The organism is Rhizobium sp. SL86 (assembly GCF_026672545.1).
Lineage (GTDB): Bacteria > Pseudomonadota > Alphaproteobacteria > Rhizobiales > Rhizobiaceae > Neorhizobium.
The window spans coordinates 1,025,302-1,048,265 of sequence record NZ_JAPPRJ010000001.1; the positions used below are offsets into that span (position 1 = coordinate 1,025,302).

Genomic DNA, 22,964 nt, shown 5'->3' on the forward strand with positions numbered 1-22,964 from the left:
AGGCCCCTACATGTCCGCCACCGATCCGGTCGAGAACCTCGGCGCCCTCATCCGCTGCCCCTCCGTGACGCCTGCAGAAGGCGGCGCGCTCTCGGTTCTTCAGGCCATGCTCACGCCGCTCGGATTTGCCGTCGAGCGGGTGACGGCGCAGGAAAACGGCACGCCGGACATCGAAAACCTCTATGCACGACTGGGTTCTGAGGGACCGCATCTGATGTTTGCCGGCCACACGGACGTGGTGCCGGTGGGCGACGAGGCGGCCTGGAGCCATCCGCCGTTCGCGGCCGAGATTGCGAATGGCGAGATGTTCGGCCGCGGCGCCGTCGACATGAAGGGTGGCATTGCCTGCTTCGTCGCGGCGGTGGCCCGCCACGTCGAAAAACATGGGGCGCCGAAAGGCTCCATTTCCTTCCTCATCACCGGCGACGAGGAAGGCCCGGCGATCAACGGCACGGTCAAGCTTCTCGAATGGGCTGCGGCCAAGGGCGAGCGCTGGGATGCCTCGCTGGTGGGCGAACCGACCAATCCCGCGCAGCTGGGTGACATGATCAAGATCGGCCGGCGCGGCTCGATCTCCGGTTTCGTCACTATCCAAGGCGTGCAAGGCCATGTGGCCTATCCGCATCTCGCCGACAATCCGCTGCGGGCCGCCACTGCCATGGCGCAGGCACTGATGTTTCCGCCGCTCGATGCCGGCACCGAGAATTTCCCGCCGACCAATCTCGAAGTCACCAATATCGATACGGGCAACACGGCGACGAATGTCATTCCCGCCAAGACGCGGCTTGATTTCAACGTCCGTTTTAATGATCTCTGGAACGTCGAAAGCCTTCAGGCCGAACTTCTGCGCCGGCTGGACACCGCGGCTGCCGATGCGGACCTCAGGCCCGGCCGCGATCCGATCCGCTACGAAATCAGATGGTCGGAGCGCCCGAGCCATGTGTTCCTGACCCGCAACGAGGCGCTGATCTCATCGCTCTCCGGCGCGGTGGAAGCCGTGACCGGCCGTGTGCCGTCGCTGTCCACCACCGGTGGAACATCGGACGCACGTTTCATCAAGGATTATTGCCCCGTCGTGGAATTCGGCCTTGTGGGCCAGACCATGCACATGGTGGACGAGCGGGTGGTGCTCTCCGACCTCGAGATCCTGACACGGATCTACGAGACCTTCCTGGAGCGCTGGTTCTCCCATGCAGCTGCCTAGCGAGCTTCTTCATCCTCTGGCGGGTCTCAGGCTTCTCGCCAGGGGGGATGCGCGCGGTCTCTCCAGTTTCGACATTTCCGATGACGGCGTGATCCGCTCCTTCCGGGCGGCGCTGTTCTGCCTGCCGGCTTTCCTGGTCTACGCCATCCTGCGGCGGATCGAATTCCTGCAGATTCTGCCCGATCTCGGTCGCCCGCACCTGGTCTTCATCTTCCAGGTCCTGGTGATCGAGGCGAGCACCTGGTGTTTCACCATCATCTTCCTGACCCTGGCCGGCTTCGTGCTCGGCCTTCGGCCGCTGATCCGTCCCCTGATCGTGATGCTGAACTGGGCTTCCGTGCCCTTTGTCTATGCGGTCGGCGTTGTCCTTTATCCGGTTCTGATGCTGCTTGACGATCGCTCGACGCTGCAGTGGATGGCTGCGACACTGCTGCTGCTCGCAGTCTTCATCGGGGCGCTGGTGCTCACCTGGCGGATATTGCATACCGTGATCGGCGGTCCCAAATGGAGGCGGACGACGTTCCTGCTCCTGACGGTGGTGCCGCCGCTTTGGATGATCCGTACTCTCGAACACGCCATGGGGCTGACCGTCGCCCATGGCTGAAATCGCTGTCCCGCCCGGAGGCCTGCTGCTTGCCTGCCCTTTCTGAAGTGAAGCTTTACCTCTTTGGCCTCTGGTTGCTGGTGAAGGGCAACCGCGCCGGGTTCCAGTATCTCGACATCAGCGACCGCGGCATGATGCGCTCCTTCTGGGCCATCGTCTGGTGCCTGCCGGCGATCGGCCTGTCCTGGATCTGGTGGCGGCTTGCCTTCATTGACGGCCTGCCGCCCGGCCAGAGCCTGGGTGGGCTGTTTTTCCTGCGCATGGCGATGCTGGAGGCGGCAAACTGGCTGATCCCGATCGTACTTGCCGGTGTGCTGGCGGGGCTGCTCGGCATCGGCAAACATTATCCGGCCGTCGTGCTCACCACGAACTGGCTGTCGGTGCCGTTTGCCTATGTCTACAGCGTTCTGAGCCTGCTTTTGATCCTCGTGCCAGGTCTTACCGGTCTGATCGCGCTTGTCTGGCTTGCGGCGATCATCGGGCTGGTCGTCGCCCTCAGCCGCATTCTCAGAATGTTCCTCGGCGATCAGAAACTGATGATCGCGACCATGACGATGGTTCTGATCGTCCCGTCACTCATCCTCTCCGACGTGCTGGAGCAGTTTCTCGGCGTCTATCCCGGCTGATCCGGCATCTTCCGGATAATCGACCTGCATGAAATAGAGGCCCTCCGGCGGCGCCACGGGGCCGCAGGCAGCGCGATCCTTTGCGTCGAGCGCCGCGCGCACATCCGCGGGCGTCATCTTGCCTTCGCCCGCGAGCTTCAGCGTGCCGGCAAAGGAACGGATCTGGTTGTGGAGAAAACTCTGCGCCGAGGCACGGATCTCGATCAGGTCGCCCTCTCGCGTCACATCCAGCCGGTCGAGCGTGCGCATGGGGCTGTTTGCCTGGCAATGTGCAGAGCGGAAGGTGGTGAAGTCATGATGGCCGATCAGCGTCTGGGCGGCCGCATGCATGGCCTCGTGGTCGAGCGGCTTTGAGACCCACCAGGCCCGTTTTGCCTCGATGGCGAGCGGCGAAAAACGCGAGATGATGCGGTAGAGATAATGACGCCGCAGCGCCGAAAAACGCGCATCGAACCCGTCGCCGACGGCCTCGACAGAGAGGATCGACACGCTCTCTCCCGCCATTGCGAGATGCGCGTTCAGCGCGTTGCGCAGCTTGTAGGGCACCCAGGCTCGTGTCAGATCGGCATGAACGACCTGACCGCGCGCATGCACGCCGGAATCCGTGCGGCCTGCCGCGCGAATGGACACGGTTTCGGTCGTCAGGGACAGGATGGCGTTTTCGATGGCCGACTGGACGGAATGACCATTCTCCTGCCGCTGCCAGCCGACATAAGGCGTGCCGTCATATTCGACGGTCATCTTGAAGCGCGGCATCAGGCGAGCCTCGTGCCCTTGGCAATGACCGTTCCCCGCAAAAACTCCGGGGCATCCAGCGTCTTTCCGCCTGCTCTTTGCATCCGTGTTAAAGCAACGCTGCTGCTCCCGCAGGCCACCAGCAATCGACCGGAAAGAGCTGCCACAACAGGCTCCTCCAGAACCTCGCCGGGCTCCCCCTGCCCTTGCCCAAGCGTGCTTGCCAGAACCTTGATGCGTTCCGGTTTGCCGTTGATCTCCGCTTCGAACCAGGCACCCGGAAAGGGCGACAGGCCACGAATGTGATTGTGGACGGCCTGGGCCGGACGCGAAAAGTCAATACGTGTTTCGCCCTTGTCGATCTTGGCGGCGTAGAGCACCCCCTCCTCCGGCTGGGGCGTCAGCGGCAGATCGCCCGCCTCCAGCTTTGCCATGGCCTCGACCATGGCCCGGGCACCGACCTGCATCAGCGCATCATGCAACTCGCCCGCCGTCATCTCGGGGCCGATCGCGAGTTCTGCCGTCAGGGCCACGGGACCGGTATCCAGCCCCTTTTCCATCTTCATCACCATCATGCCGGTCTTGTCGTCGCCGGCCATGATCGCCCGCTGGATGGGAGCCGCACCCCGCCAGCGCGGCAGAAGCGAGGCATGGCCGTTGTAACAGCCAAGCCGCGTTCCTTCGAGCACCTCGACCGGCAGCAGGAGGCCATAGGCCACCACCACCGCCACATCCGCCGCATGGGCGCGGAAACGGGCACGCTCCTCCGGGTCCTTGAAATTCAGCGGCGTCAGCACCGGGATGCCGAGCAGTTCCGCGGCCTGATGCACCGGCGACTTCTGCAAATCGAGGCCACGCCGCCCGCCCGGACGCGGCGGCTGGGTATAGACCGCGACGATCTCATGGCCCGCCTCCTTCAGCGCGCGAAGCGTCGGCACGGAAAAATCGGGAGTGCCCATGAAGATGATGCGCAGAGCCATGCGTGCGGTGTCCTCGTTTCGATCAGGCGCCTTCAAACGGGTTTACAAGCCGAAGATCAAGCCCTTCGAAGTCTTTTGTATTGCGGATGGCCAGCGTCGCGCCTTGGCCAAGGCAGATGGCGGCGATCATGGCATCTTTGGTCTCGATCTCGTGACCAGCGAAATGACGGCGCGCGGAAATCATTCCGTAGATATGAGCGGCGACGGGCGATCTTTCGCGTGCCGCAGCGCGTCCATTGCTGCGAGTTCCTCTTCCGACCAGGTCACGTCGTTCGTAAGGATTGATCGGAGGCGATGCCCGGCCGTTTCCGTCGATGCGGTATCAGACCGCTGAAGCTCCCGCACCAAAATCTCCGTCACTTCATTGGAAACACTGCGGCCCGAGCGCTCGGCGCGTTCGTCCAGACTCTGACGGATGGCATCGGGAATGTTGCGGATCAAAAGGTCACCCATGGGCAGTCCTCCTGGATATCATCCGATATCATAGGAGCGCATGGATGCCGCTTCAAGCCGTCAGATGGCCTTGGCTTTGGCGGCCTTGGTGAACTTCTTGATCACCATGTCGCGCTTCAGCCGCGAGATATGATCGATGAACAGCACGCCGTTCAGGTGGTCGATCTCGTGCTGAAGGCAGGTGGCGAGAAGGCCGTCGGCCTCCATCCGGTGCTGCTTGCCGTCGCGACCGACATACTCCATCGTCACGGCAGCCGGGCGCTCCACCTCGGCGTAATATTCCGGGATCGACAGGCAGCCCTCTTCGTAGACCGAACGTTCATCGGAAGAGGCAAGGATCTGCGGATTGATCACCACCAGCGGCTGCTTTTCCTCGCCCTCGCGCGAGACATCCACGACCAGGATACGGCGCGGCACGCCGATCTGGATGCCAGCGAGCCCGATGCCGGGCGCATCATACATGGTTTCCAGCATGTCATCGGCAAGCTTCAGCACGTCGGCATCGACCTGCTCGATCGGCTTGGACACCTGGCGCAGCAGGGGATCGGGGAGAATGATAAGCGGCTTGATCGTCATGAGTTTCCCCATAACCCATCTTTTTTGCGGATGAAACTGGCCGAGAGGCCGGAATTGACGGAATTTGGCATTTTGTTCCTGTTTTGATCTTTTCGCATCGATGCTTCTCGGCTAGGGTTTTGCCATGCAGCCATCCTCTCCCTCCCTCACCGATGCCCTGGCCCTCCTCACAGAAGGACAGAATGGGCTTGTGCTGCTGGCAGCCATCGCCATCATCGCGCTGGTCAGCCTTGTCCTGCGCAGATCCGCCGCGCTGCGCCGCGAGGAGATGGAGAACCGTCTCGATGCGCTTTTGAGGGCGCAGGCGGAAATGCAGGGGCGCGTCTCTGCCATGACCGAGGCGCTCAGCAGCCGGCAGGCGGAGCTCAACCGCGCCGTCAACCAGCGGCTCGACGGCATGACGCACAGGCTGGGTTCCACCATTGCCGAACAAACCAAATCCACGCATGACAATCTGCGCAAGCTGCAGGAACGGCTAGCGGTCATCGATGCAGCGCAGAACAACATCCAGACGCTCGCCAAGGATGTCGTCGGACTGCAGGCCATTCTTTCCAACAAGCAGACCCGCGGCGCCTTCGGCCAGGGACGCATGGAGGCGATCGTGGCCGATGGTCTGCCGCAGGGTGCCTACAGTTTTCAGGCCACCCTCTCGAACGGCTTGCGACCCGACTGCACCATCACCATGCCGAACGGCGCACCGCCTTTGGTGATCGATGCGAAGTTTCCGCTCGAAGCCTGGCATGCCTTTCGCGACGCGGCCAATCCGGACCAGCGCAAGCTGGCCAGCCAGCAGTTCCGCCGCGACCTCGAGACCCATATCAAGGACATCGCCGAGAAATACCTGATTGCAGGCGAAACGCAGGATACTGCCTTCCTGTTCGTCCCCTCCGAATCGGTGTTTGCCGAGATCCACGAGCATTTCGAGGGCGTGATCCAGAAAGCGCAGCGCCTGCGGATCGTCATCGTCTCCCCCTCGCTGCTGATGCTGTCGATCCAGGTGCTGCAGGCACTGCTGAAGGACCAGCGCATGCGCGAGCAGGCCCATCTGATCCAGGGCGAGGTGGCGCTTTTGATGGACGATCTTGCCCGGCTCGATGAACGCACCCGCAAACTACAGGGCCATTTCCTGATGGCGCAGAAGGATATCGAGCAGATCCTCACCTCCTCCGACAAACTGTCGCGCCGCGGCGCCCGCATCGGCGCTCTGGAGCTTGAGCAGATACAAGCGGAGCCTCCGGTTCCGGAACGCAGTGTCGAAAGCCGCACGGGCCTTCTCAAGCTCAGGGTGGTTGACGAGGATTGATGCTCTCGGGCAGTGTCCGCGCCACATTCGACTTCAATCAGGTTTCTCGCTCATGATCACCGTCTTCGGCTCCGTCAACATGGATCTCATCGCCACGACAGTTCGCCTCCCGCAGCCGGGCGAGACGGTTGCCGGCACCGGTTTTGCCACCGCCGCCGGCGGCAAGGGCGCCAACCAGGCGCTGGCAGCACAGCGCGCAGGTTCTGCCGTGCGGATGGTTTCCGCCGTCGGCAAGGACGGCTTTGCAGAACCGGCGCTGGCGCTCCTCAGGGAGGCAGGTGCCGACCTTTCCGGCGTAAAGTCGGTGGATGAACCGACTGGCACGGCCCTCATCCTGGTGGGTGGCGACGGCGAGAACATGATCGCCGTGGTGCCGGGCGCCAATGGCACGGTGACGGCACAGGATGCCGATGCAGCGGTTGCCGCGATGGCTGCCGATGACATTCTGCTGCTGCAGATGGAAGTGCCTGCCGACGCTGTCGCACAGGCGTTCAACGCGGCAAAGGCGCGTGGCATCCGGACGCTGTTCAACACGGCCCCCTTGACCGATGATGCCATTCGCCTCGCCCCCTTCGCCTCGATCCTCGTCTCCAACGAAACCGAGTTCGAACTGCTGATCGGCCGCAAGGATCTGTCCGCCGAAGCGCGGATCGAGGCCATGCGGAACCTGCATGCCGAGACAGGTCAGACACTTGTGGTGACGCTTGGCGCGGATGGTGTCGTGGCTCTCCACGACGGTACGCTTCTGACAAGCGCAGGCCTGAAGATCGAGCCCGTGGACACAGTGGGTGCCGGCGACACGTTCTGCGGATATCTGGCCGCCAGCCTCGACCAGGGCCTGCCCTTTGCCGCCTCCCTGCGGCGCGCCGCCGTTGCTGGCTCGCTTGCCTGCCTCAAGCCTGGCGCGCAGCCGGCCATTCCGCTGGCCGCGGAGGTGGATGCGAAGATCTGACTCCAAAACAGGCCGGCCTGCCCCGGGGATCTCTCTTCACAGGCGCTTGCGAAACAGGCGCTTGCGAAGCCTCCCCGGTCCCCCCATATAGGGCGCGCAGGCGCAGGCCATATCTGGATGCGCGAGCGGTCGCTTGTATTCAAGGACTGAGAGATGAGCCGGATGACACCGTTTACCAGCCCACTCCTTCTGGGCTTCGACAGCATGGAAAAGACGCTGGAGCGTCTCGCCAAGGCCAATGATGGTTACCCCCCTTATAACATCGAGCGGATGCGGGCCGAGGTTTCGGGCGAACCCGAACGGTTGCGAATCACTCTTGCGGTCGCCGGTTTCTCCGAGGAGGAGCTGGATGTCAGCCTCGAGGAAAATCAGCTGATCATTCGCGGCCGTCAGGTGGAGACCGAGGAACGGGATTTCCTCTATCGCGGCATCGCTGCCCGCCAATTCCAGCGCGTGTTCGTTCTGGCTGACGGAATGCAGGTTTCCGGCGCAAGACTGCGCAATGGCCTTCTGTCGGTCGATCTCATTCGCCCGGAACCGGAGCGCATGGTGCGAAAAATTAACATTTCCGTCTCAGACTGATCTCGTGGCAGCAATGCCGGATGTAGAGAAGTCGGAGGCTTTCATGCTCCTCAAGAACGCGACGTCGCGTCTCACCCAGTCGGAACTTGCCCATCTGGGTTCTGGTGAAGTCGGTTATATTCGCAAGATGCGGTCGGAAGAGGTTTCGCGCTGCTTCCCTGAGGCGCCGGATATCGATCCCGCCCTTGATCTCTGGGCCCTGTTCGGCGCCGATGGCACGCCGATCCTTCTGACGGACAACCGCTCCAGCACCTTCTTCAAGGCTGCCGAAGACGACCTGAAGACCGTCAGCCTTCACTGACGGTCCGGCGCGCCTGCGCCTCATGCACAAACCTTCACGTCAAACTTTCACGAACGTCAGATAGGCAGACGAACGGCCTTCACGGCGCGCTTTTGCCTCGTAACGCGTTCCTGGCCAGGTCGGGAATGGCGTCAACCAATCGGAAGGCTCTTTAGCCGTCCAGGCAAAGCCTTTGTGGTCGCGGCAATGTTGCAGCGTCCAGTTGACATAAGTGTCGATATCGGAGGCAAAACAGAACAGGCCGCCCGGTTTCAGCACACGGTGGAAACGCGACAGGTTGACCTGTGAGACGAAGCGTCGCTTCCAGTGTTTCTTCTTCGGCCACGGATCCGGATAAAGCAGATCGATCCGGTCGATCGACGCATCCGGCAGCCAGTCGAGCAACTGCGTCGCATCGTCATCATGCACCCGGATATTGCGGAGCTCGAGCTCTTCGACCTTGGCCAGCAGCTTTGCCATGGAATTGACAAAGGGTTCCACGCCGATGAAACCCGTCGCCGGGTTTTCGACGGCCCGGTGGACAAGGTGCTCGCCCCCGCCGAAACCGATTTCCAGCCTCAGCGTCTCGACCGGAACCGGAAACAGGGTCTTCAGATCCTGTGGCGGTGCTGCGCCAAGGTCAAGCTTGAGTTCGGGCAGGAGCGCCGACATCAGATCGACCTGACGCTCCCGCAATGGCTTACCCTTGCGCCGGCCAAAAAAGGCCTCGGTGGACCGCGACCGGCGCTCGGTATCCTCAGACGACATGATCAGCCTTTCAGTGCTTCCTTCAGCGGCTTGACGAGATCGAGCTTCTCCCAGGAGAAGGAACCGTCGCGGCCAGCCTTGCGGCCGAAATGGCCGTAGGATGCCGTCTTTGCATAGATCGGCTTGTTCAGGTCAAGATGCTTTCGAATGCCGGTTGGGGAAAGATCGATCACCTTGCGGATCGCAGCCTCGATCTGGTCCTCGGTGACGTTCTTGCCGGTGCCGTGCAGGTCGACATAGATCGACAGCGGCTGGGCAATACCGATGGCGTAGGAGATCTGGATCGTGCACTTGTCGGCAAGACCGGCGGCAACGACGTTCTTGGCAAGGTAACGGGCCGCGTAAGCCGCCGAACGGTCGACCTTCGTCGTGTCCTTGCCGGAGAAGGCGCCGCCGCCATGCGGAGCTGCGCCGCCATAGGTGTCCACGATGATCTTGCGGCCGGTGAGGCCGGCATCGCCATCCGGACCGCCGATCACGAACTTGCCGGTCGGGTTGATGTACCAGGCGCAGTCATCGGCGATCTTCAGATCACCCAGGGCTTCGCGGATATAGGGTTCAACAACCTGGCGAACCTTGGCCGAATCCCAGCTTTCGTCGAGATGCTGGGTGGAGAGAACGATCGAGACCGCCTCGAAGGGCTTTCCGTCGACGTAACGAACGGTGACCTGGCTCTTGGCATCGGGCCCGAGCTTGCCGACATCACCTTCGCCCTTCTTGCGGGCGGCGGCCAGAAGCTGAAGAATGCGATGCGAATAGTAGATCGGCGCCGGCATCAGGTCCGGCGTCTCGTTGCAGGCGTAACCGAACATGATGCCCTGGTCGCCTGCCCCTTCATTGCCCTGCTGGTCGGCAGCGTTGTCGACGCCCTGGGCAATATCGGCGGACTGCGAATGCAGGAGAACGTCAATCCTAGCATTTTTCCAGTGGAAGCCATCCTGCTCGTAGCCGATATCCTTGATCGCGCGGCGGGCCGCGGCCTTGAACTTGGCCGGATTGATGACTTCGTTGCCATTCTTGTCCGTCTTCATCAGGCTGGGCGGAAGACGGACTTCGCCGGCGATCACGACGCGATTGGTCGTGGCCAGTGTTTCGCAGGCGATGCGCACCTTCCAGGGGTCGACGCCGGTCTTGGTGGCTTCACGGTAGACGAGATCGACGATCTCATCGGAAATACGATCGCAGACCTTGTCCGGATGGCCTTCGGCAACGGACTCGCTGGTGAACAGGTAATTGGCGCGCATGCTGGGATTCCCCTCAAGAACAAACCGCTGAATGTGGTAGTCAGTTTGGCCCTTCGTGACAAGGACACAATGACATAAATATATCTTTATACGACAACGATTGGTTACGACAGCGCGCAGACCGCAAAAATGGTGCCCGAAACGAAAAAAGCGGCCCAGAGGACCGCTTTTCGGGACTGTGTTCATCCCACCATGGGAGGAAGGTGATGGGCGAAGCGTCCCAGGAGACGCACGAGCAGTTACCGTTGAGGCTTCTGCTGAAGCGACCCGACTGTTCCGTGCTGACAGTCGAGGCAACCTCTAGAACCGATTGCGGGCAGTATCTGAAGAGAAACTCTATTCAACGTCCGCTTCGGCTGCCAATGCCTTCACGAGGTCTACCAGTTTGCGGCGAACCTTTGGATCCGTGATCTTGACGAAGGCCCGGTTGAGCTGCAGCCCTTCGGACGACGACAAGAAGTCCACAACGTAGTTCGAACTGGACGCTTCCGCCATTCCAGCCGGATTGCTCGCCTGTTCGCCCGGCGCGTCTTCGAAGAAGAAGGACACCGGCACGTTCAGAATGCTGGAGATGTTCTGGAGACGGCTGGCACCAACGCGGTTGGTCCCCTTCTCATATTTCTGGATCTGCTGGAATGTAATGCCGAGGCTCTCGCCAAGCTTTTCCTGGCTCATGCCGAGCATTGTGCGGCGAAGCCGGATTCGGCTCCCGACATGAATGTCTATCGGGTTTGGCTTCTTCTTGTTCTCAATCATTAGACGCGTCCTAAGTTGCTCTTTGGTCCCCATACACGCTTCACATGCAACTTCATGCCATCTTAGATGTTGCCGCTGCCCACACAGCAACAGACAGCATACGCGCACGCGAGCGTCACGATCACTATGCAATTTTGGGGGTTTCTGGTCAATTGAACCTGAATTTTAAACCCAGACGCGAAATCACTGCAATCAATGCCAGAGACAGAATTATCAACCAGAAGTTATTCTGACGGCTGTAGTTGTTCCATTTGGAGACGGAGGAACGACCCACAGTGGAATCAATCACGTCTTTTCGATTGAACGTGATTTGTTTCACCACCCGGCCATAGGGGTCGACCTGGGCCGAGATGCCGCTGTTTGCACCACGAATCAGCGACATGCCCGTTTCGACAGCACGTAGTCTAGCCTGCTGAAAGTGCTGGTAGGGACCTGGCGTATCTCCAAACCAGGCGTCGTTGGTGATGTTCAGAAGTGCTGATGCCCGCGTTACGGCAGACGTGATCTCGTCCGGAAAAATCGCCTCGTAGCAGATCAGCGGATAGAAGATCTGCCCACTCGGCAGGGTCAGCAGCGAATGGTCGGTGCCGGCCGAGAAACCGCCCGGCATGTCGACGATATTACTGATGCCGAGCGCGTTCCAGAACGTCTCGTAGGGCAGATATTCGCCGAAGGGAGTCAGGTGCACCTTGTCGGCCGCCGACAGGATCTGCCCCTGGCTGTCGATGGCATAGATCGAATTGTAATAGCGCGGTGGCTGTCCGGGCACGGCGTCCTCGATCCGCACCACGCCCGCGATCAGGATCTGCCCGTCCTGCAACACGTCGGCGATCCTGACCAGCGCATCGCGGTACTGGGTCAGGATGAATGGAACGGATGTTTCCGGCCAGATGATGATGTCGGGCCGGCGTGCTCCGGGTTTCGGCGGCAGGGCCGACAATGCCAGGTGCTCCTCGAAGACCGCGACCCGATCATTGATGTCCATCTTGCGCGCCTGGTCGATGACCGGCTGCACGATCCGGAAGGTCACAGCCTGCTCATCGGACTGGCCCAGGGGCGGGGCATTTGACAGGCTGTAGGCACCATAACCCAGATGGGCCAAGGCCAGGAGAACCGCGATCGTCATCCCGCCGAACAGGCCGCGACGGGTTCCGAGAAGCGCCGGTGCGGCCGCCACGAAGACCGCGAGCGCACTGATCCCGAACAGGCCGATGACCCGGTCGGATTGCATCATCAGCGGGATCGGCATGACGCCGTAACCGATGGCGTTCCACGGAAACCCGGTCAGAAGAAAGCTGCGCAGCCATTCCGCAAGGCCAAAGCCCAGGGCCAGCGCCGCAAGGCGGCCAAATCCATCGGACCAGACAAGCCCGGCAATCCATGTGGCGAGGCCGTAATGCAAAGCGAGGAAGGCCGGCAGGCCGAAAATCGCAAGCGGCAATGCCCAGGCGAAATCATCCGCTTCCACCAACAGCGCATTGCCCAGCCACCAGAGGCCCGCAACAAAATAGCCGAAACCGAACAGCCAACCGAGACCGAAGGTCGACCGGGACCGGGCGAGAAAACCGGCTCCGGGTTCCGTCGCCGATCCATCCATCAGCCAGACCAGCAGCGTGAAGGAGACAAACAGCGCAGCCACAAAGGAGAAGGGCGGCAGTGCCAGGGCGCCAAAAGCGCCCGCCAGGATCGCCAAAGCTGCCCGGCGGACGCCCCACAGAAGCATGACCCGGTTTGCCAGTCGTTCCATTGGCGGTCGTCCCCCGTACCCGAACCAAGAATCACGCAGCCGGCAGAACCGACACCGTCTTGTTAGCTCAGACAGGGGGAAGAGGCCAACCGGCTATCTCGCCAAGAACGCAGGATGTTGCTTCGGCAGCATGTCATCGGTTCGCCGATGCAGGAACTAGCCATACTACCGCAAGGTGGCGTGTCGCCCTGCTCTTCGGTTGCCAGGAAGAACCGCACCCTGTCAGGTGCGATCGCCCTCGCCGTCCGCAGGCGCAAGGCCCGCCGGTACGTGATCCTCGGCGGCCAGGGGGTCTCCTTCCCCCTTCGGCGCGCGTCGACGCGCGGCAAGCTGGCGCTTGCGCACAATCCTCACCCGCTTGATGCGGCGCGGATCGGCTTCGAGAATCTGGAATTCGAAACCGGGAACCGCCTGCACCAGTTCGCCGCGGACCGGAATGCGGCCGAGCGCCGAGAAGATCAGGCCGCCGAGTGTATCGACATCCTCAAGCTGATCACGCACGTCGAAGTCTGGACCGAGCGCTTCGGCAATATCCTCCAGTTCGACACGCGCATCCGCGATGAACACGTCGTCGCTGGTGCGGGAGAACATGACCTCGTCATCGTCGTGTTCGTCCTCGACATCACCGATCACCATTTCGACGATGTCCTCGTGGCTGACAAGGCCGTCGGTCCCGCCATATTCGTCGATCACCAGCGCCATCTGGGTGCGGGCAGCCTGCATGCTCTTCAGAAGGTCGGAGGCAAGCATGGAAGGCGGCACAAAGAGGATCTTGCGGATCAGGCCGGCATCGGCCACCGTCTTGCTGAGATCCACCCGTCCGAGATCGAAGGCAGGACGCGGGGTGCGCACCGGCTTTTCCTTGAGGACGGCATCCGGAGCTGCGGCGACCTGCACGGCCTTGGCCGACGTGGCGCGGCGTTTGTTGCGCGCCTGCTTGGCCAGATAGCTCAAAAGGTCGCGGATATGAACGAAACCGCGCGGGTCATCCAGCGTCTCGAAATAGACGGGCATGCGCGACCGGCCGGTTTCTTCGAAATAGATGAGCAGTTCGCCGAGCGTCATGCCCATCTCGACCGCTTCGATATCGGCGCGCGGCACCATGATGTCCTCGACGCGCACCTCGCGGAAACGGAGGATATTGTGGAGCATCGCCCGCTCGTCCGGCGAAAACGCGCTGCTGACGGCGGTGTCTGTCAAAAGAGCGTCGGCCAGATCCTCGCGAAGTCTTTCGCCCTGCGACGGCCTGAGCAGCCTGATGGCCCGGGCCCAGAAGGAATTCTGCGATCGGTTGGCGGTCTCGCGTTTCGGCGAACTGCCAGCCTCTTCCGAGGATGGCTGTTCCGAACCGTTGCCGTCCTGGACGGCGCTTGTCGAAATGTCGTTCATGGTTCCAGTTTACACTATCGGGTCTTGTCCCGCATAGGGATCAGATAGGCCAAGGCCTGCCAAAATACGAGTCTCGAGCGCTTCCATTTTTTCGGCCTCGTCCTTTTCGATATGGTCGTAACCGAAAAGGTGCAGGAAACCGTGGACCATCAGATGGGTCAGATGGTCTTCGAAGGGCTTTTCGAGGTCCTCGGCCTCACGCTCGAGGGTCTCGCGCGCAATCACAATATCACCAAGCATCGGGCCCGGCATCTTACCCGGGGTGACCGGAAAGGCCGGGAAGGACAGGACATTGGTGGCCTTGTCCTTGCCACGCCACTCGGCATTGATCTCGCGGATCGCCGCGTCATCGGTGAAAACCAGCGAAACTTCGCAAGGTTGCTTGGGAAAAGGTTGTTTTTCATCGGCTGCGAGCACTTGGGCGGCAGCGCCCAGAACACGCGCACACAGCGTGGTCAACTGCTCTTCATCCGGCCAGCGGTCGTCTTCGACGCTGATCTGTAAATCCAGGTTTGGCATGGGGTTCCAGGCTCAATCGTGGCCTGCGTCCTCACTTTCCTCATGAACGGCATATTGGGCGTCATAGGCCTTGACGATACGGCCGACCAGCGGATGGCGCACGACATCGCTGTCCTTGAAGCGCACGACCGAAATCTCTTCCACGCCCTTCAGGACCTGCAGCGCCTCGACCAGGCCGGACTTGACGCCGCGCGGCAAATCCACCTGGCTCGGGTCGCCGGTGATGATCATGCGGGAGTTTTCGCCAAGACGCGTCAGAAACATCTTCATCTGCATGGATGTGGTGTTCTGCGCCTCGTCGAGAATGACGGCGGCATTGGCCAGCGTGCGGCCGCGCATGAAGGCGAGCGGGGCGATCTCGATGACGCCAGCGGTGATTGCCCGTTCCACCTTGTCGCCGGCGATCATGTCGTAGAGCGCGTCATACAGCGGCCTGAGATACGGATCGACCTTTTCCTTCATGTCGCCGGGCAGGAAGCCCAGGCGTTCGCCGGCTTCGACGGCCGGACGGGACAGGATGATCTTGTCGACGGCACCGCGCTCCAGAAGCTGGGCGGCATGCGCAACGGCGAGATAGGTCTTGCCGGTCCCGGCCGGGCCGACACCGAAGACCAGTTCAGAGCGCTCCAGCGCCCGCATATAGGCGTCCTGCGTCGGCGTGCGAGCCTGGACCGTCTTCTTGCGGGTGGAAATCTGCGCCATGGAAAGCTTGGCCTTTCGCTCAAGCGTCGGAAGCGTCAACTGGTCATCTGCCGCAACGGCCATCCGGATCGCGCCTTCCACATCGGAGGTTTCGACCGAGCCACCCTTCTGCAGGCGCTCGTAGAGAAAATCCAGCGCACGGCGCGCCTGGTTGGTTGCCAGAAGCTCGCCGGTGATGCTGACCGAATTGCCGCGGGCGCGGGCATCGATGTGCAGCCGCTCTTCCAGGAGCTTCAGATGCTGGTCGAATTGTCCGAAGAGTTCGCTCGCCAGCCTATTGTTCTCAAACGTCAAGACGAAATGATTGGCGTCAATCGCGGGGGATCTGGGGTGGCGCGAGGATGAAGAAACCAATTCACGTCCGTTCAAGTAGGCAGACTCCCATCAGGTTGGTCGGGCCATTTAACGCTCGATTCGCTCGGCAAACAAGCTGTTCGGTCCCGTGCCTATGATTCGTACAGAGATAATGTCACCGATTTGCGATGATTTTGCATCAACATTCACAGACTGGAGCCACGGAGAGCGTCCAATCAGCTGGCCGGCATTACGGCCGGGCTTTTCCAGCAGGATGTCGATCACCTTGCCCACGCAGTCTTCCGCAAACTCGTGCTGCTGTTTCAAAAGCAGGGCCTGCAGCCTTTCCAGCCGTTCGGCCTTCACCTCTTCGTCGACCTGAGAACCAAGCTCTGCCCCCGGAGTTCCGGGGCGCGTCGAATATTTGAACGAATAGGCCTGCGCGTAACGGACGGTTTCCACCAGCTTGAGCGTATCCTCGAATTCCGCGTCCGTCTCCCCGGGGAAACCGACGATAAAATCGCCGGACAGCGCGATGTCCGGGCGGCCGGAACGGATACGATCGATCAGGCGGATGTAATCCTCCGCCGTATGCCGGCGGTTCATCGCCTTCAGCACCCGGTCTGAGCCGGCCTGTACCGGCAGGTGCAGATAGGGCATCAGCATCCTGAGGTCACGATGCGCCTCGATCAGGCGGTCGTCCATGTCGCGCGGATGGCTCGTCGTATAACGCAGTCGTGCCAGGCCTGGAATGTCGGCAAGGCGATAGAGAAGGTCACCGAGCCCCCAGGCCTCGCCCTTCGGCCCCTCGCCGTGCCAGGCATTGACGTTCTGGCCGAGCAGCGTGATCTCGCGCACGCCGCCATCAACGAGACGCTGCGCCTCGTCGAGGATCTGCGACAGGGGCCGCGAGACTTCCGAGCCGCGTGTATAAGGAACCACGCAGAAGGTGCAGAACTTGTCGCAGCCTTCCTGGACCGTGAGGAAGGAGGTGACGCCGCGCGACCGGATGACCGCCTTTTCCGTCTTCGGCAGGTGCTCGAACTTGTCCTCGACGGCATAGTCCGTCTCGATGACCCGCTCGCCCTGACGCGCACGCTTCAAGGCCTGCGGCAGGCGGTGATAGGTCTGCGGGCCGATGACCACATCGACCGCCGGCGCACGGCGGAGGATTTCCTCGCCTTCCGCCTGGGCGACGCAACCCGCCACGCCGATCATCATCTCGCGGCCGTTGGCATTGCGCTCCTTTTTCATCTCACGCAGGCGGCCAAGCGCGGAATACACCTTCTCCGCCGCCTTCTCGCGGATATGACAGGTGTTGAGGAGCACGAGGTCCGCCTCCTCCATCGTCTCCGTCGTGACATAACCTTCGCTTGCCAGCGCATCGCCCATGCGCACGGAATCATAGACGTTCATCTGACACCCATAGGTCTTGATGAACACTTTTCGCGCGTTCGGGCGCGTCTCGGCGCGCGGATCGATCACGGGTGCGGCCGCCTCTGCGGGCGCCGGGAGAATGGCGGTCTGGTCGGTCATGGCGGCTTCTTTACTGCAAGATGCCCGGAAATAGAAGGGTTCTTTCAGCCGGCGCGCGGGTAGAGGCGCTGTTGCAGCTGGGTGCGCAGCCTCTGGATCACGGTGGCGCCCGCCACCTTGCGGTTGGTCTCGGCACGAAACTCCACCGCCTCGCCGAAATCGACGTCCACTTCGAGCGCTTCCGCCTTCAGGATGCCCATCAGATGCGGCACCAGTTCCACGTCGCCCGGCCAGGCGGCGATCGGCCTGTGGTAACGCCCCATCGGCATGCCGTAGATGCCGGTATAGGCAATGGACACCGGCTGCACATAAACGACGCCTTCCGGCGAGGCGGGAACCGCAGCGGCTGCGGCTCCGAACAGCGAGGTTTTGACATCAAGCAGCCGGTTGCCGTCAGACGTCGTGCCTTCCGGGAAGAGAACGATGATTTCGCGCGCCGCCAGCCGTTCGGCCACCTCGTTCACCTGCTCGCCGGCCTTGCGTTTCTGTTCGCGCACCACGAAGACGGATTTCTGCCATTTGGCGAGCAGGCCGAAGATCGGCCATCCGGCCACCTCTGCTTTCGCGATAAAGGCGACGTCGGCAATCGCGCCGAGCACGAGAATATCCTTCCAGGAGGCATGATTGGCCGCCAGCATCAGCGGCCTTCGGCTTTCGAGTTTGCCATGCGTGCGGATGCGAATGCCGAGAAGATAACAGGCGGTACGGTGCCACCAGCGCGGCAGGCGGCGCCGCAGCGGCCAGTCGAAGCGCAGTGCCAGCAGTTGGAATGGCAGAAGCACAAGCGTCACCACCGTCAGGATGGCAAGGATGAGGCCGATCCTGAACCAGGTGATCACGTGTCGTCCTTGTCCAGCGGAATCCCGTAAAGTTCCAGCCGGTGGCCGACGAGGCGGAAACCGTGCTCGCGGGCAATCCGCTCCTGCAGCGCCTCGATCTCGGCGGAATGAAACTCGATAACCTCGCCTGTCTTCACGTCGATCATGTGATCGTGGTGTTCTTCCGGAACCGTCTCATAACGGGAGCGGCCATCGCGGAAATCATGCTTCTCGATGATGCCGGCATCTTCGAACAGTTTGACCGTCCGGTAGACGGTGGAAATGGAGATGCGCGAATCGATTTTGGTCGAGCGGCGATAGAGTTCCTCGACATCCGGATGGTCATCCGAATCCTGCAGAATCCGGGCGATGACGCGGCGCTGCTCGGTCATTCGCATGCCTCGCGCGGCGCACAGCTCCTCCAGGGATTTGGAAAGGTCTGTCATATCGTCCCGGCCTTGCATTGCAGTCTATAAAGAGAACCGACTAACGAAGATCGCGGCGCATGACAAGCGCGGCGGTTTTCGTTCCATCGGCAGCCGCATAATAGGCCGGTCGCCGGGCCACCTGCTGGAAGCCAAGGCGACGGTAGAGGCCGACGGCCGACGCATTCATCTCATCCACCTCAAGGAACATCGATTCGGCGCCGCGATCCAGTGCCTCGCGCAGCGCCGCCTGCATCAGGCGCCAGCCGAGCCCCGAACGCGCGAGTTTCTCCGATACCGCGATCGTCAGGATTTCCGCCTCGCCGGCTGCCTCGCGCGAAAGAACGAAACCACCGAGCGGCCGGCTGAAAAAGGCGTTGGTCTGCAGAGCGGAAAAACCGAAGACCCCGGATTGCAGCAAAAGGCTCGACACTTCGTCTGCGCTCCACTGGCGAGAGAAACGCTGGCCGTGCAGCTCGGAAGCAGCCGAACAATCCGTCTCCTGCATCGGCACGATGTCGAAAAAGGGCTTCCAGGTCAGATAGTCTTCGAACATTTCCGAATCGTCAGGCACGAGCAAGAGCAAAACCGTCTTGCGGTTTAGCATCCGGTCCGCGCAGGTAAAGCGGTTTCGGGCGCGCTACATCAGGATTCGCTTGTGCACCGATTCTCGCCACGGTGGCGATGTCGAAGCGGTCCGGTTCGCCGGCCGGAAGACCGCCGGCAAGCAGAGCTGCGGCGGTTCCCGTGACACGGGCAGCGTGCCTCTCGGCAAGCTGCCGCAGGTCTTCCAGCGACACGATCGCAGGCGGCGTCAGCTGAGATCCGTCGGCCCCGAAAGCCTGGGCATAGATTTCGTCCCGCTTCGCATCCATCGCTGCGATCACGGCCTGTCCAGGATGATCCCGCAAAGCCGATTTTGCCGATACTTCCAGCGTCGACACCCCGACCGAGGGAACCTTCAGCGCCAGTGCAAGACCACGCGCCGCCGCCACACCGACACGAATGCCGGTGAACGAGCCGGGACCAACGGTTACGGCCACACGATCGAGATCCGACAGAACCAGGCCGGCGGACGAAAGCACGTCCTCGATCATCGCCATCAGTCGTTCGGCATGGCCCTTGCCGATCCGGTCCGTGGTGCTGGCCAGCACCACGTCGGTTGATGCGTCAAGGACCGCGGCGGAACAATCCACCCCGGCCGTATCGATGGCGAGAAGTTTCATCGTGAACTCAGAGCGCCTCGACAGCCTGCACTTCCGGCACAAAATGGCGCAGCAGGTTCTGCACGCCATGCTTCAGCGTGGCCGTGGAGGACGGGCAGCCGGAGCAGGCGCCCTTCATGTTGAGATAGACCGTGCCGTCGCGGAAACCCTTGAAGGTAATGTCGCCACCATCCTGTGCCACTGCCGGGCGGACACGCGTCTCGAGAAGCTCCTTGATGGTCGCGACGATCGTCTCGTCGCCATCATCGAAGAACTCGCCCTCTTCGTCGGTCATTTCGGCCAGGTTTGCCGCCCCGCCCATCACCGGCTGGCCGGACATGAAATGTTCCATGATCGATCCGAGAATGGCGGGCTTCAGGTGCTGCCACTCCTGAGCTTCCTTGGTGACGGTGACGAAGTCATAGCCGAAATAGACGGCGGTGACGCCCGGAATGGCGAACAGGCGAGCGGCGAGCGGCGAGGCCTGTGCCTCATCGGCGGAACGGAAATCCGCCGTGCCCTTTTCCATCACCACCTTGCCGGGCAGGAACTTCAGGGTTGCCGGGTTCGGCGTGGCTTCTGTCTGAATGAACATTTTCAAGCTCCCGGGCGGCCATGACGGCGCCAGTTTAGAATTCTTCCAAAGAAGATAGTCCGGATCAGGTTTGCATTCAAGTGCGCTCTTGCGCAAACGAGGTCAAGAGCGGCTCAGCAGAGCGCGTCGATTTCGTCATTGCTCAGCGTATCCGGCAGCACCGTGACGGGGATCGGGAAGGCGCTTCCCCTGCCGGCCAGCGAGGCAACCAGCGGGCCCGGGCCTTCCTTGGTATTGCCGGCGGCAAGCACCAGGATCGCGATATCGCGGTCTTCCTCAATGGCCGCATTGATCTCGTCGGTGGCGCTGCCTTCGCGAATGACCACTTCCGGATCGATGCCGATCGTCTCGCGCACCTTCTGGGCGGCCTTTGCCATCACGGCCTCCGCCTCTTCGCGGGCTTCGGCGCGCATGATCTGCTCCACCCCCAGCCATTGCTGGAAATCACCCTCGGGGATCACATAGAGCAGCACCAGGCCGCCATTCGAATTCTGGGCGCGGCGGCCGGCATAATGCACGGCCTTTTCGCATTCCGGCGTGCCGTCGATGACGGCCATGAACTTGCGCCGGTGTCCCTCCAACCGTGAAAGCCGTTTTGAAACCATGATCGCTCCCCTGTCTCAAACGCCTTCGCGCGAACTTATACGAAAGCCGGAAAATGAAAACCCGCCGATCCTTGCGGGGACCGGCGGGCAAAGATGCGTGGGGCGCTACAATCAGCGCAGGAAACCGACGATGTCGTAGACGTCGTTCATCACCGCTTCAGCCCGGGCGCGGGCGCGCTCGCCGCCATCCTTCAGGATCGCGTCGATATGGGTCGTATCGCCCAGCAGACGCTGCATCTCGGTGCTGATCGGCGCCAGAACCTCGACGGCGAGATCGGCGAGCGCCGGCTTGAAGACCGAGAACTGCTGGCCACCGAATTCGGCAAGCACCTGTTCCTTCGTCTTGTCGGCAAGCGCCGCGTAGATGCCGACGAGATTGTCGGCCTCCGGGCGGCCCTTCAGGCCCTCGACCTCTGACGGCAGACCATCCGGATCGGTCTTGGCCTTGCGGATCTTCTTCAGGATCTCGTCGGCATCGTCCATCAGGTTGATACGCGACAGATCCGACGGATCCGACTTCGACATCTTTTTCGTGCCGTCGCGCAGGCTCATCACGCGCGGGGCCGGACCATCGATCAACGGCTCGACCAGCGGGAAATAACCATGGATCGGTTCTTCGCCCACCACCATGTCGACGCCCTGGCCGGTGGCGCGGATCTTGTCCTGGAAGTCGATGTTGAACTTCTGGGCAATGTCGCGGGCCAATTCCAGATGCTGCTTCTGGTCGTCGCCGACCGGAACGTGGGTTGCGCGGTAGACCAGGATGTCCGCGGCCATCAGGCTCGGATAGGCAAGCAGGCCGAGCGAGGCATTCTCGCGGTCCTTGCCGGCCTTGTCCTTGAACTGCGTCATGCGGTTCATCCAGCCGATGCGGGCGACGCAGTTGAAGATCCAGGCAAGTTCCGCATGCTGCGGCACCGCGGACTGGTTGAAGACGATATGTTTGACCGGGTCGATGCCGGACGCAATGAAGGCCGCCGCAATCGAGCGGATCTGACCCTTCAGGTCATCATGCACGAGCTGGGCGGTGATGGCATGCAGGTCGACCACGCAATAGATGCAGTCGTTGTTTTCCTGCAGCGCCACGAATTTGCGGATTGCGCCGAGATAGTTGCCGAGATGGAGATTGCCGGTCGGCTGGACGCCGGAAAAGACAAGCGGCTTGAAGCTGTTCATATCGTCCTCGATAAGGCTGGTGGAGGGCCACAGGCTTTCGGGAAACGGGCCATCGAAGAGGGTGAAGATCTCTCCGCGTCCCGCCCCTAAGGGCCAGGGTTTTTACGCCGCGCATCAAGCATAGCAGCGGGCGTTCGATCAAGTGGCTTCAGGACCAAAGGGCAGGTTTAATCTTGCGCCGTATGAATCGGACGTGCCCAGAGAGCCCCTCACCCTAAAGACGGACCACTATCGCAGCTAAGGAAAACCCCCTCTGGCCTGCCGGCCATCTCCCCCACAAGGGGGGAGACCCCGCGCGGCTCCGTTCTGCCTCGTCACGACGTGCGATGGGGCACGACAAGCCCCTCCCCCTTGTGGGGAGGGGTTGGGGAGGGGTCTTGTTTCAAATGCAATAGCAGCCGCACACAGGGTTAGGGTGAGGGGCAGACCTCGATCAGCCCTCAGCGTGCTCTATGAGATCCCACAGATTGCCGTAGAGATCCGCAAACACCGCAACCGTGCCGTAAGCCTCATGACGCGGGTCCTCGATAAAGCGGACGCCCTTAGCCAGGAACGCCACATGGTCGCGGGCAAAATCGTCGGTTTTCAGGAAAAAGCTGACCCGGCCGGCGGTCTGGTTGCCGATCGCTGCCTGCTCCACCTCGCCATCGGCACGCGCAAGCAGCAGCCCTGCCCCTTCTCCTCCCTTTGGCTTTACCACCAGCCAGCGCTTGCCCTCGTCCGGAAGGGGCGTGTCGAAGACACAATCAAAACCGAGCGTTTCGCAATAGAAGTCCTTGGCGCGGTCATAATCATCCACCACCAGCGTCACGAGGAAGAGCGAATTCTGCGACATGGGGTTCTCCTGTCATGCAAAACGCCCGGCGGGGCCGGGCGTTTGTATCGGGTTT

Annotated in this window: 27 protein-coding genes and 1 pseudogene; 7 read left to right on the forward strand and 21 right to left on the reverse strand. The window is 61.6% G+C overall.

Going from position 1 to position 22,964, the window contains the following annotated elements; translation table 11 throughout:
* Window positions 1-10 precede the first annotated feature (10 nt).
* Genes dapE through OU993_RS05185 form a run of 3 tightly spaced genes read left to right on the forward strand, consistent with a single transcriptional unit; the run spans window position 11 to window position 2,434 of the window.
* Window positions 11-1,204, forward strand: coding sequence for a succinyl-diaminopimelate desuccinylase (gene dapE, locus OU993_RS05175; protein ID WP_268155169.1), 1,194 nt, complete (start codon window positions 11-13; stop codon window positions 1,202-1,204).
* Entirely contained in the window at window positions 1,191-1,808 is a 618-nt protein-coding gene (locus OU993_RS05180; protein WP_268155171.1) for a hypothetical protein, read from the forward strand. Before dapE ends, OU993_RS05180 begins: the two co-directional genes overlap by 14 nt.
* Before the next feature lie 29 nt (window positions 1,809-1,837).
* Window positions 1,838-2,434, forward strand: a complete 597-nt coding sequence (locus tag OU993_RS05185) for a hypothetical protein (RefSeq protein WP_268155172.1) — start codon at window positions 1,838-1,840, stop codon at window positions 2,432-2,434.
* On the opposite strand, the gene truA is transcribed toward OU993_RS05185, so the two are convergent.
* From truA to def, 5 genes and pseudogenes are all read right to left on the reverse strand, one after another.
* A complete protein-coding gene (truA, locus tag OU993_RS05190; protein WP_268155173.1) occupies window positions 2,381-3,190 on the reverse strand; it encodes a tRNA pseudouridine(38-40) synthase TruA in 810 nt (269 codons plus the stop codon). The two genes, OU993_RS05185 and truA, sit on opposite strands and share 54 nt — an antisense overlap.
* A complete protein-coding gene (fmt, locus tag OU993_RS05195; protein WP_268155174.1) occupies window positions 3,190-4,149 on the reverse strand; it encodes a methionyl-tRNA formyltransferase in 960 nt (319 codons plus the stop codon). Before fmt ends, truA begins: the two co-directional genes overlap by 1 nt.
* Before the next feature lie 22 nt (window positions 4,150-4,171).
* Window positions 4,172-4,291: pseudogene (locus OU993_RS05200) on the reverse strand (type II toxin-antitoxin system VapC family toxin); the annotation flags it as partial.
* Between the two features lie 38 nt (window positions 4,292-4,329).
* On the reverse strand, window positions 4,330-4,602 hold the full coding sequence (locus OU993_RS05205; RefSeq protein ID WP_268155175.1) for a FitA-like ribbon-helix-helix domain-containing protein: 273 nt from the start codon (window positions 4,600-4,602) through the stop codon (window positions 4,330-4,332).
* A 60-nt stretch (window positions 4,603-4,662) separates the two neighbouring features.
* A complete protein-coding gene (def, locus tag OU993_RS05210) occupies window positions 4,663-5,178 on the reverse strand; it encodes a peptide deformylase (RefSeq protein ID WP_268155177.1) in 516 nt (171 codons plus the stop codon).
* Between the two features lie 124 nt (window positions 5,179-5,302).
* Between def and OU993_RS05215 the strand changes: the two genes are divergently transcribed.
* The 4 genes from OU993_RS05215 (at window position 5,303) to OU993_RS05230 (ending at window position 8,316) form a co-directional block, all read left to right on the forward strand.
* The gene (locus OU993_RS05215) at window positions 5,303-6,481 is read left to right on the forward strand and encodes a DNA recombination protein RmuC (protein WP_268155179.1); all 1,179 of its coding nucleotides are present in this window, start codon (window positions 5,303-5,305) and stop codon (window positions 6,479-6,481) included.
* Window positions 6,482-6,533: 52 nt separating this feature from the next.
* Entirely contained in the window at window positions 6,534-7,433 is a 900-nt protein-coding gene (locus OU993_RS05220) for a ribokinase (RefSeq protein WP_268155181.1), read from the forward strand.
* 153 nt (window positions 7,434-7,586) lie between these two features.
* The gene (locus tag OU993_RS05225) at window positions 7,587-8,015 is read left to right on the forward strand and encodes an Hsp20 family protein (RefSeq protein ID WP_268155182.1); all 429 of its coding nucleotides are present in this window, start codon (window positions 7,587-7,589) and stop codon (window positions 8,013-8,015) included.
* Between the two features lie 43 nt (window positions 8,016-8,058).
* Entirely contained in the window at window positions 8,059-8,316 is a 258-nt protein-coding gene (locus tag OU993_RS05230; protein ID WP_165215861.1) for a DUF1150 family protein, read from the forward strand.
* 39 nt (window positions 8,317-8,355) lie between these two features.
* Here OU993_RS05230 and trmB read toward each other — a convergent pair whose 3' ends face one another.
* The 16 genes from trmB to OU993_RS05310 form a co-directional block, all read right to left on the reverse strand.
* Window positions 8,356-9,063, reverse strand: a complete 708-nt coding sequence (trmB, locus tag OU993_RS05235; RefSeq protein ID WP_268155183.1) for a tRNA (guanosine(46)-N7)-methyltransferase TrmB — start codon at window positions 9,061-9,063, stop codon at window positions 8,356-8,358.
* Between the two features lie 2 nt (window positions 9,064-9,065).
* Window positions 9,066-10,307: a methionine adenosyltransferase gene (gene metK, locus OU993_RS05240; RefSeq protein WP_268155184.1), complete on the reverse strand. Its 1,242-nt coding sequence runs from the start codon at window positions 10,305-10,307 to the stop codon at window positions 9,066-9,068.
* 336 nt (window positions 10,308-10,643) lie between these two features.
* Window positions 10,644-11,063, reverse strand: coding sequence for a helix-turn-helix domain-containing protein (locus OU993_RS05245; RefSeq protein WP_268155185.1), 420 nt, complete (start codon window positions 11,061-11,063; stop codon window positions 10,644-10,646).
* A 148-nt stretch (window positions 11,064-11,211) separates the two neighbouring features.
* Window positions 11,212-12,810 (reverse strand): apolipoprotein N-acyltransferase, encoded by a 1,599-nt coding sequence (lnt, locus tag OU993_RS05250; protein WP_268155186.1) that lies wholly within the window; start codon window positions 12,808-12,810, stop codon window positions 11,212-11,214.
* A 222-nt stretch (window positions 12,811-13,032) separates the two neighbouring features.
* Window positions 13,033-14,199 (reverse strand): transporter associated domain-containing protein, encoded by a 1,167-nt coding sequence (locus OU993_RS05255; RefSeq protein ID WP_268155187.1) that lies wholly within the window; start codon window positions 14,197-14,199, stop codon window positions 13,033-13,035.
* Between the two features lie 9 nt (window positions 14,200-14,208).
* Window positions 14,209-14,718, reverse strand: coding sequence for an rRNA maturation RNase YbeY (gene ybeY, locus OU993_RS05260; RefSeq protein ID WP_268155188.1), 510 nt, complete (start codon window positions 14,716-14,718; stop codon window positions 14,209-14,211).
* A gap of 12 nt (window positions 14,719-14,730) precedes the next feature.
* Entirely contained in the window at window positions 14,731-15,789 is a 1,059-nt protein-coding gene (locus tag OU993_RS05265) for a PhoH family protein (protein ID WP_268155189.1), read from the reverse strand.
* A gap of 33 nt (window positions 15,790-15,822) precedes the next feature.
* On the reverse strand, window positions 15,823-17,250 hold the full coding sequence (miaB, locus tag OU993_RS05270; RefSeq protein WP_268155190.1) for a tRNA (N6-isopentenyl adenosine(37)-C2)-methylthiotransferase MiaB: 1,428 nt from the start codon (window positions 17,248-17,250) through the stop codon (window positions 15,823-15,825).
* Window positions 17,251-17,294: 44 nt separating this feature from the next.
* A complete protein-coding gene (locus tag OU993_RS05275) occupies window positions 17,295-18,089 on the reverse strand; it encodes a lysophospholipid acyltransferase family protein (RefSeq protein WP_268155191.1) in 795 nt (264 codons plus the stop codon).
* Entirely contained in the window at window positions 18,086-18,514 is a 429-nt protein-coding gene (locus tag OU993_RS05280) for a Fur family transcriptional regulator (RefSeq protein ID WP_268155192.1), read from the reverse strand. The genes OU993_RS05275 and OU993_RS05280 overlap by 4 nt, the downstream gene beginning before the upstream one ends.
* A gap of 40 nt (window positions 18,515-18,554) precedes the next feature.
* Entirely contained in the window at window positions 18,555-19,049 is a 495-nt protein-coding gene (locus OU993_RS05285) for a GNAT family N-acetyltransferase (protein WP_268155193.1), read from the reverse strand.
* Between the two features lie 10 nt (window positions 19,050-19,059).
* Window positions 19,060-19,719, reverse strand: coding sequence for a tRNA (adenosine(37)-N6)-threonylcarbamoyltransferase complex dimerization subunit type 1 TsaB (gene tsaB, locus OU993_RS05290; protein ID WP_268155195.1), 660 nt, complete (start codon window positions 19,717-19,719; stop codon window positions 19,060-19,062).
* Window positions 19,720-19,726: 7 nt separating this feature from the next.
* A complete protein-coding gene (locus tag OU993_RS05295) occupies window positions 19,727-20,293 on the reverse strand; it encodes a NifU family protein (RefSeq protein ID WP_268155197.1) in 567 nt (188 codons plus the stop codon).
* Between the two features lie 113 nt (window positions 20,294-20,406).
* Window positions 20,407-20,898: a universal stress protein gene (locus tag OU993_RS05300; RefSeq protein ID WP_268155198.1), complete on the reverse strand. Its 492-nt coding sequence runs from the start codon at window positions 20,896-20,898 to the stop codon at window positions 20,407-20,409.
* Window positions 20,899-21,009: 111 nt separating this feature from the next.
* Window positions 21,010-22,074 carry a tryptophan--tRNA ligase gene (gene trpS, locus OU993_RS05305; protein WP_268155199.1) on the reverse strand — a complete coding sequence of 355 codons (1,065 nt, stop codon included), beginning with the start codon at window positions 22,072-22,074 and terminating at the stop codon, window positions 21,010-21,012.
* Between the two features lie 433 nt (window positions 22,075-22,507).
* Complete coding sequence (locus tag OU993_RS05310; protein WP_268155200.1) at window positions 22,508-22,909, reverse strand: VOC family protein; 402 nt, start codon at window positions 22,907-22,909, stop codon at window positions 22,508-22,510.
* Window positions 22,910-22,964 lie beyond the last annotated feature (55 nt).

Excerpts from the sequence above, each read along its gene's own strand:
- def (WP_268155177.1), bottom strand. The coding sequence starts at position 5,178 with ATGACGATCAAGCCGCTTATCATTCTCCCCGATCCCCTGCTGCGCCAG.
- OU993_RS05245 (WP_268155185.1), bottom strand. The coding sequence starts at position 11,063 with ATGATTGAGAACAAGAAGAAGCCAAACCCGATAGACATTCATGTCGGG.
- OU993_RS05205 (WP_268155175.1), bottom strand. The coding sequence starts at position 4,602 with ATGGGTGACCTTTTGATCCGCAACATTCCCGATGCCATCCGTCAGAGT.
- OU993_RS05300 (WP_268155198.1), bottom strand. The coding sequence starts at position 20,898 with ATGGTTTCAAAACGGCTTTCACGGTTGGAGGGACACCGGCGCAAGTTC.
- tsaB (WP_268155195.1), bottom strand. The coding sequence starts at position 19,719 with ATGAAACTTCTCGCCATCGATACGGCCGGGGTGGATTGTTCCGCCGCG.
- OU993_RS05285 (WP_268155193.1), bottom strand. The coding sequence starts at position 19,049 with ATGTTCGAAGACTATCTGACCTGGAAGCCCTTTTTCGACATCGTGCCG.
- lnt (WP_268155186.1), bottom strand. The coding sequence starts at position 12,810 with ATGGAACGACTGGCAAACCGGGTCATGCTTCTGTGGGGCGTCCGCCGG.
- fmt (WP_268155174.1), bottom strand. The coding sequence starts at position 4,149 with ATGGCTCTGCGCATCATCTTCATGGGCACTCCCGATTTTTCCGTGCCG.
- OU993_RS05215 (WP_268155179.1), top strand. The coding sequence starts at position 5,303 with ATGCAGCCATCCTCTCCCTCCCTCACCGATGCCCTGGCCCTCCTCACA.
- trmB (WP_268155183.1), bottom strand. The coding sequence starts at position 9,063 with ATGTCGTCTGAGGATACCGAGCGCCGGTCGCGGTCCACCGAGGCCTTT.
- miaB (WP_268155190.1), bottom strand. The coding sequence starts at position 17,250 with ATGACCGACCAGACCGCCATTCTCCCGGCGCCCGCAGAGGCGGCCGCA.
- ybeY (WP_268155188.1), bottom strand. The coding sequence starts at position 14,718 with ATGCCAAACCTGGATTTACAGATCAGCGTCGAAGACGACCGCTGGCCG.
- dapE (WP_268155169.1), top strand. The coding sequence starts at position 11 with ATGTCCGCCACCGATCCGGTCGAGAACCTCGGCGCCCTCATCCGCTGC.
- truA (WP_268155173.1), bottom strand. The coding sequence starts at position 3,190 with ATGCCGCGCTTCAAGATGACCGTCGAATATGACGGCACGCCTTATGTC.
- OU993_RS05295 (WP_268155197.1), bottom strand. The coding sequence starts at position 20,293 with ATGTTCATTCAGACAGAAGCCACGCCGAACCCGGCAACCCTGAAGTTC.
- OU993_RS05230 (WP_165215861.1), top strand. The coding sequence starts at position 8,059 with ATGCTCCTCAAGAACGCGACGTCGCGTCTCACCCAGTCGGAACTTGCC.
- OU993_RS05280 (WP_268155192.1), bottom strand. The coding sequence starts at position 18,514 with ATGACAGACCTTTCCAAATCCCTGGAGGAGCTGTGCGCCGCGCGAGGC.
- OU993_RS05220 (WP_268155181.1), top strand. The coding sequence starts at position 6,534 with ATGATCACCGTCTTCGGCTCCGTCAACATGGATCTCATCGCCACGACA.
- OU993_RS05180 (WP_268155171.1), top strand. The coding sequence starts at position 1,191 with ATGCAGCTGCCTAGCGAGCTTCTTCATCCTCTGGCGGGTCTCAGGCTT.
- OU993_RS05225 (WP_268155182.1), top strand. The coding sequence starts at position 7,587 with ATGAGCCGGATGACACCGTTTACCAGCCCACTCCTTCTGGGCTTCGAC.
- trpS (WP_268155199.1), bottom strand. The coding sequence starts at position 22,074 with ATGAACAGCTTCAAGCCGCTTGTCTTTTCCGGCGTCCAGCCGACCGGC.
- metK (WP_268155184.1), bottom strand. The coding sequence starts at position 10,307 with ATGCGCGCCAATTACCTGTTCACCAGCGAGTCCGTTGCCGAAGGCCAT.
- OU993_RS05310 (WP_268155200.1), bottom strand. The coding sequence starts at position 22,909 with ATGTCGCAGAATTCGCTCTTCCTCGTGACGCTGGTGGTGGATGATTAT.
- OU993_RS05255 (WP_268155187.1), bottom strand. The coding sequence starts at position 14,199 with ATGAACGACATTTCGACAAGCGCCGTCCAGGACGGCAACGGTTCGGAA.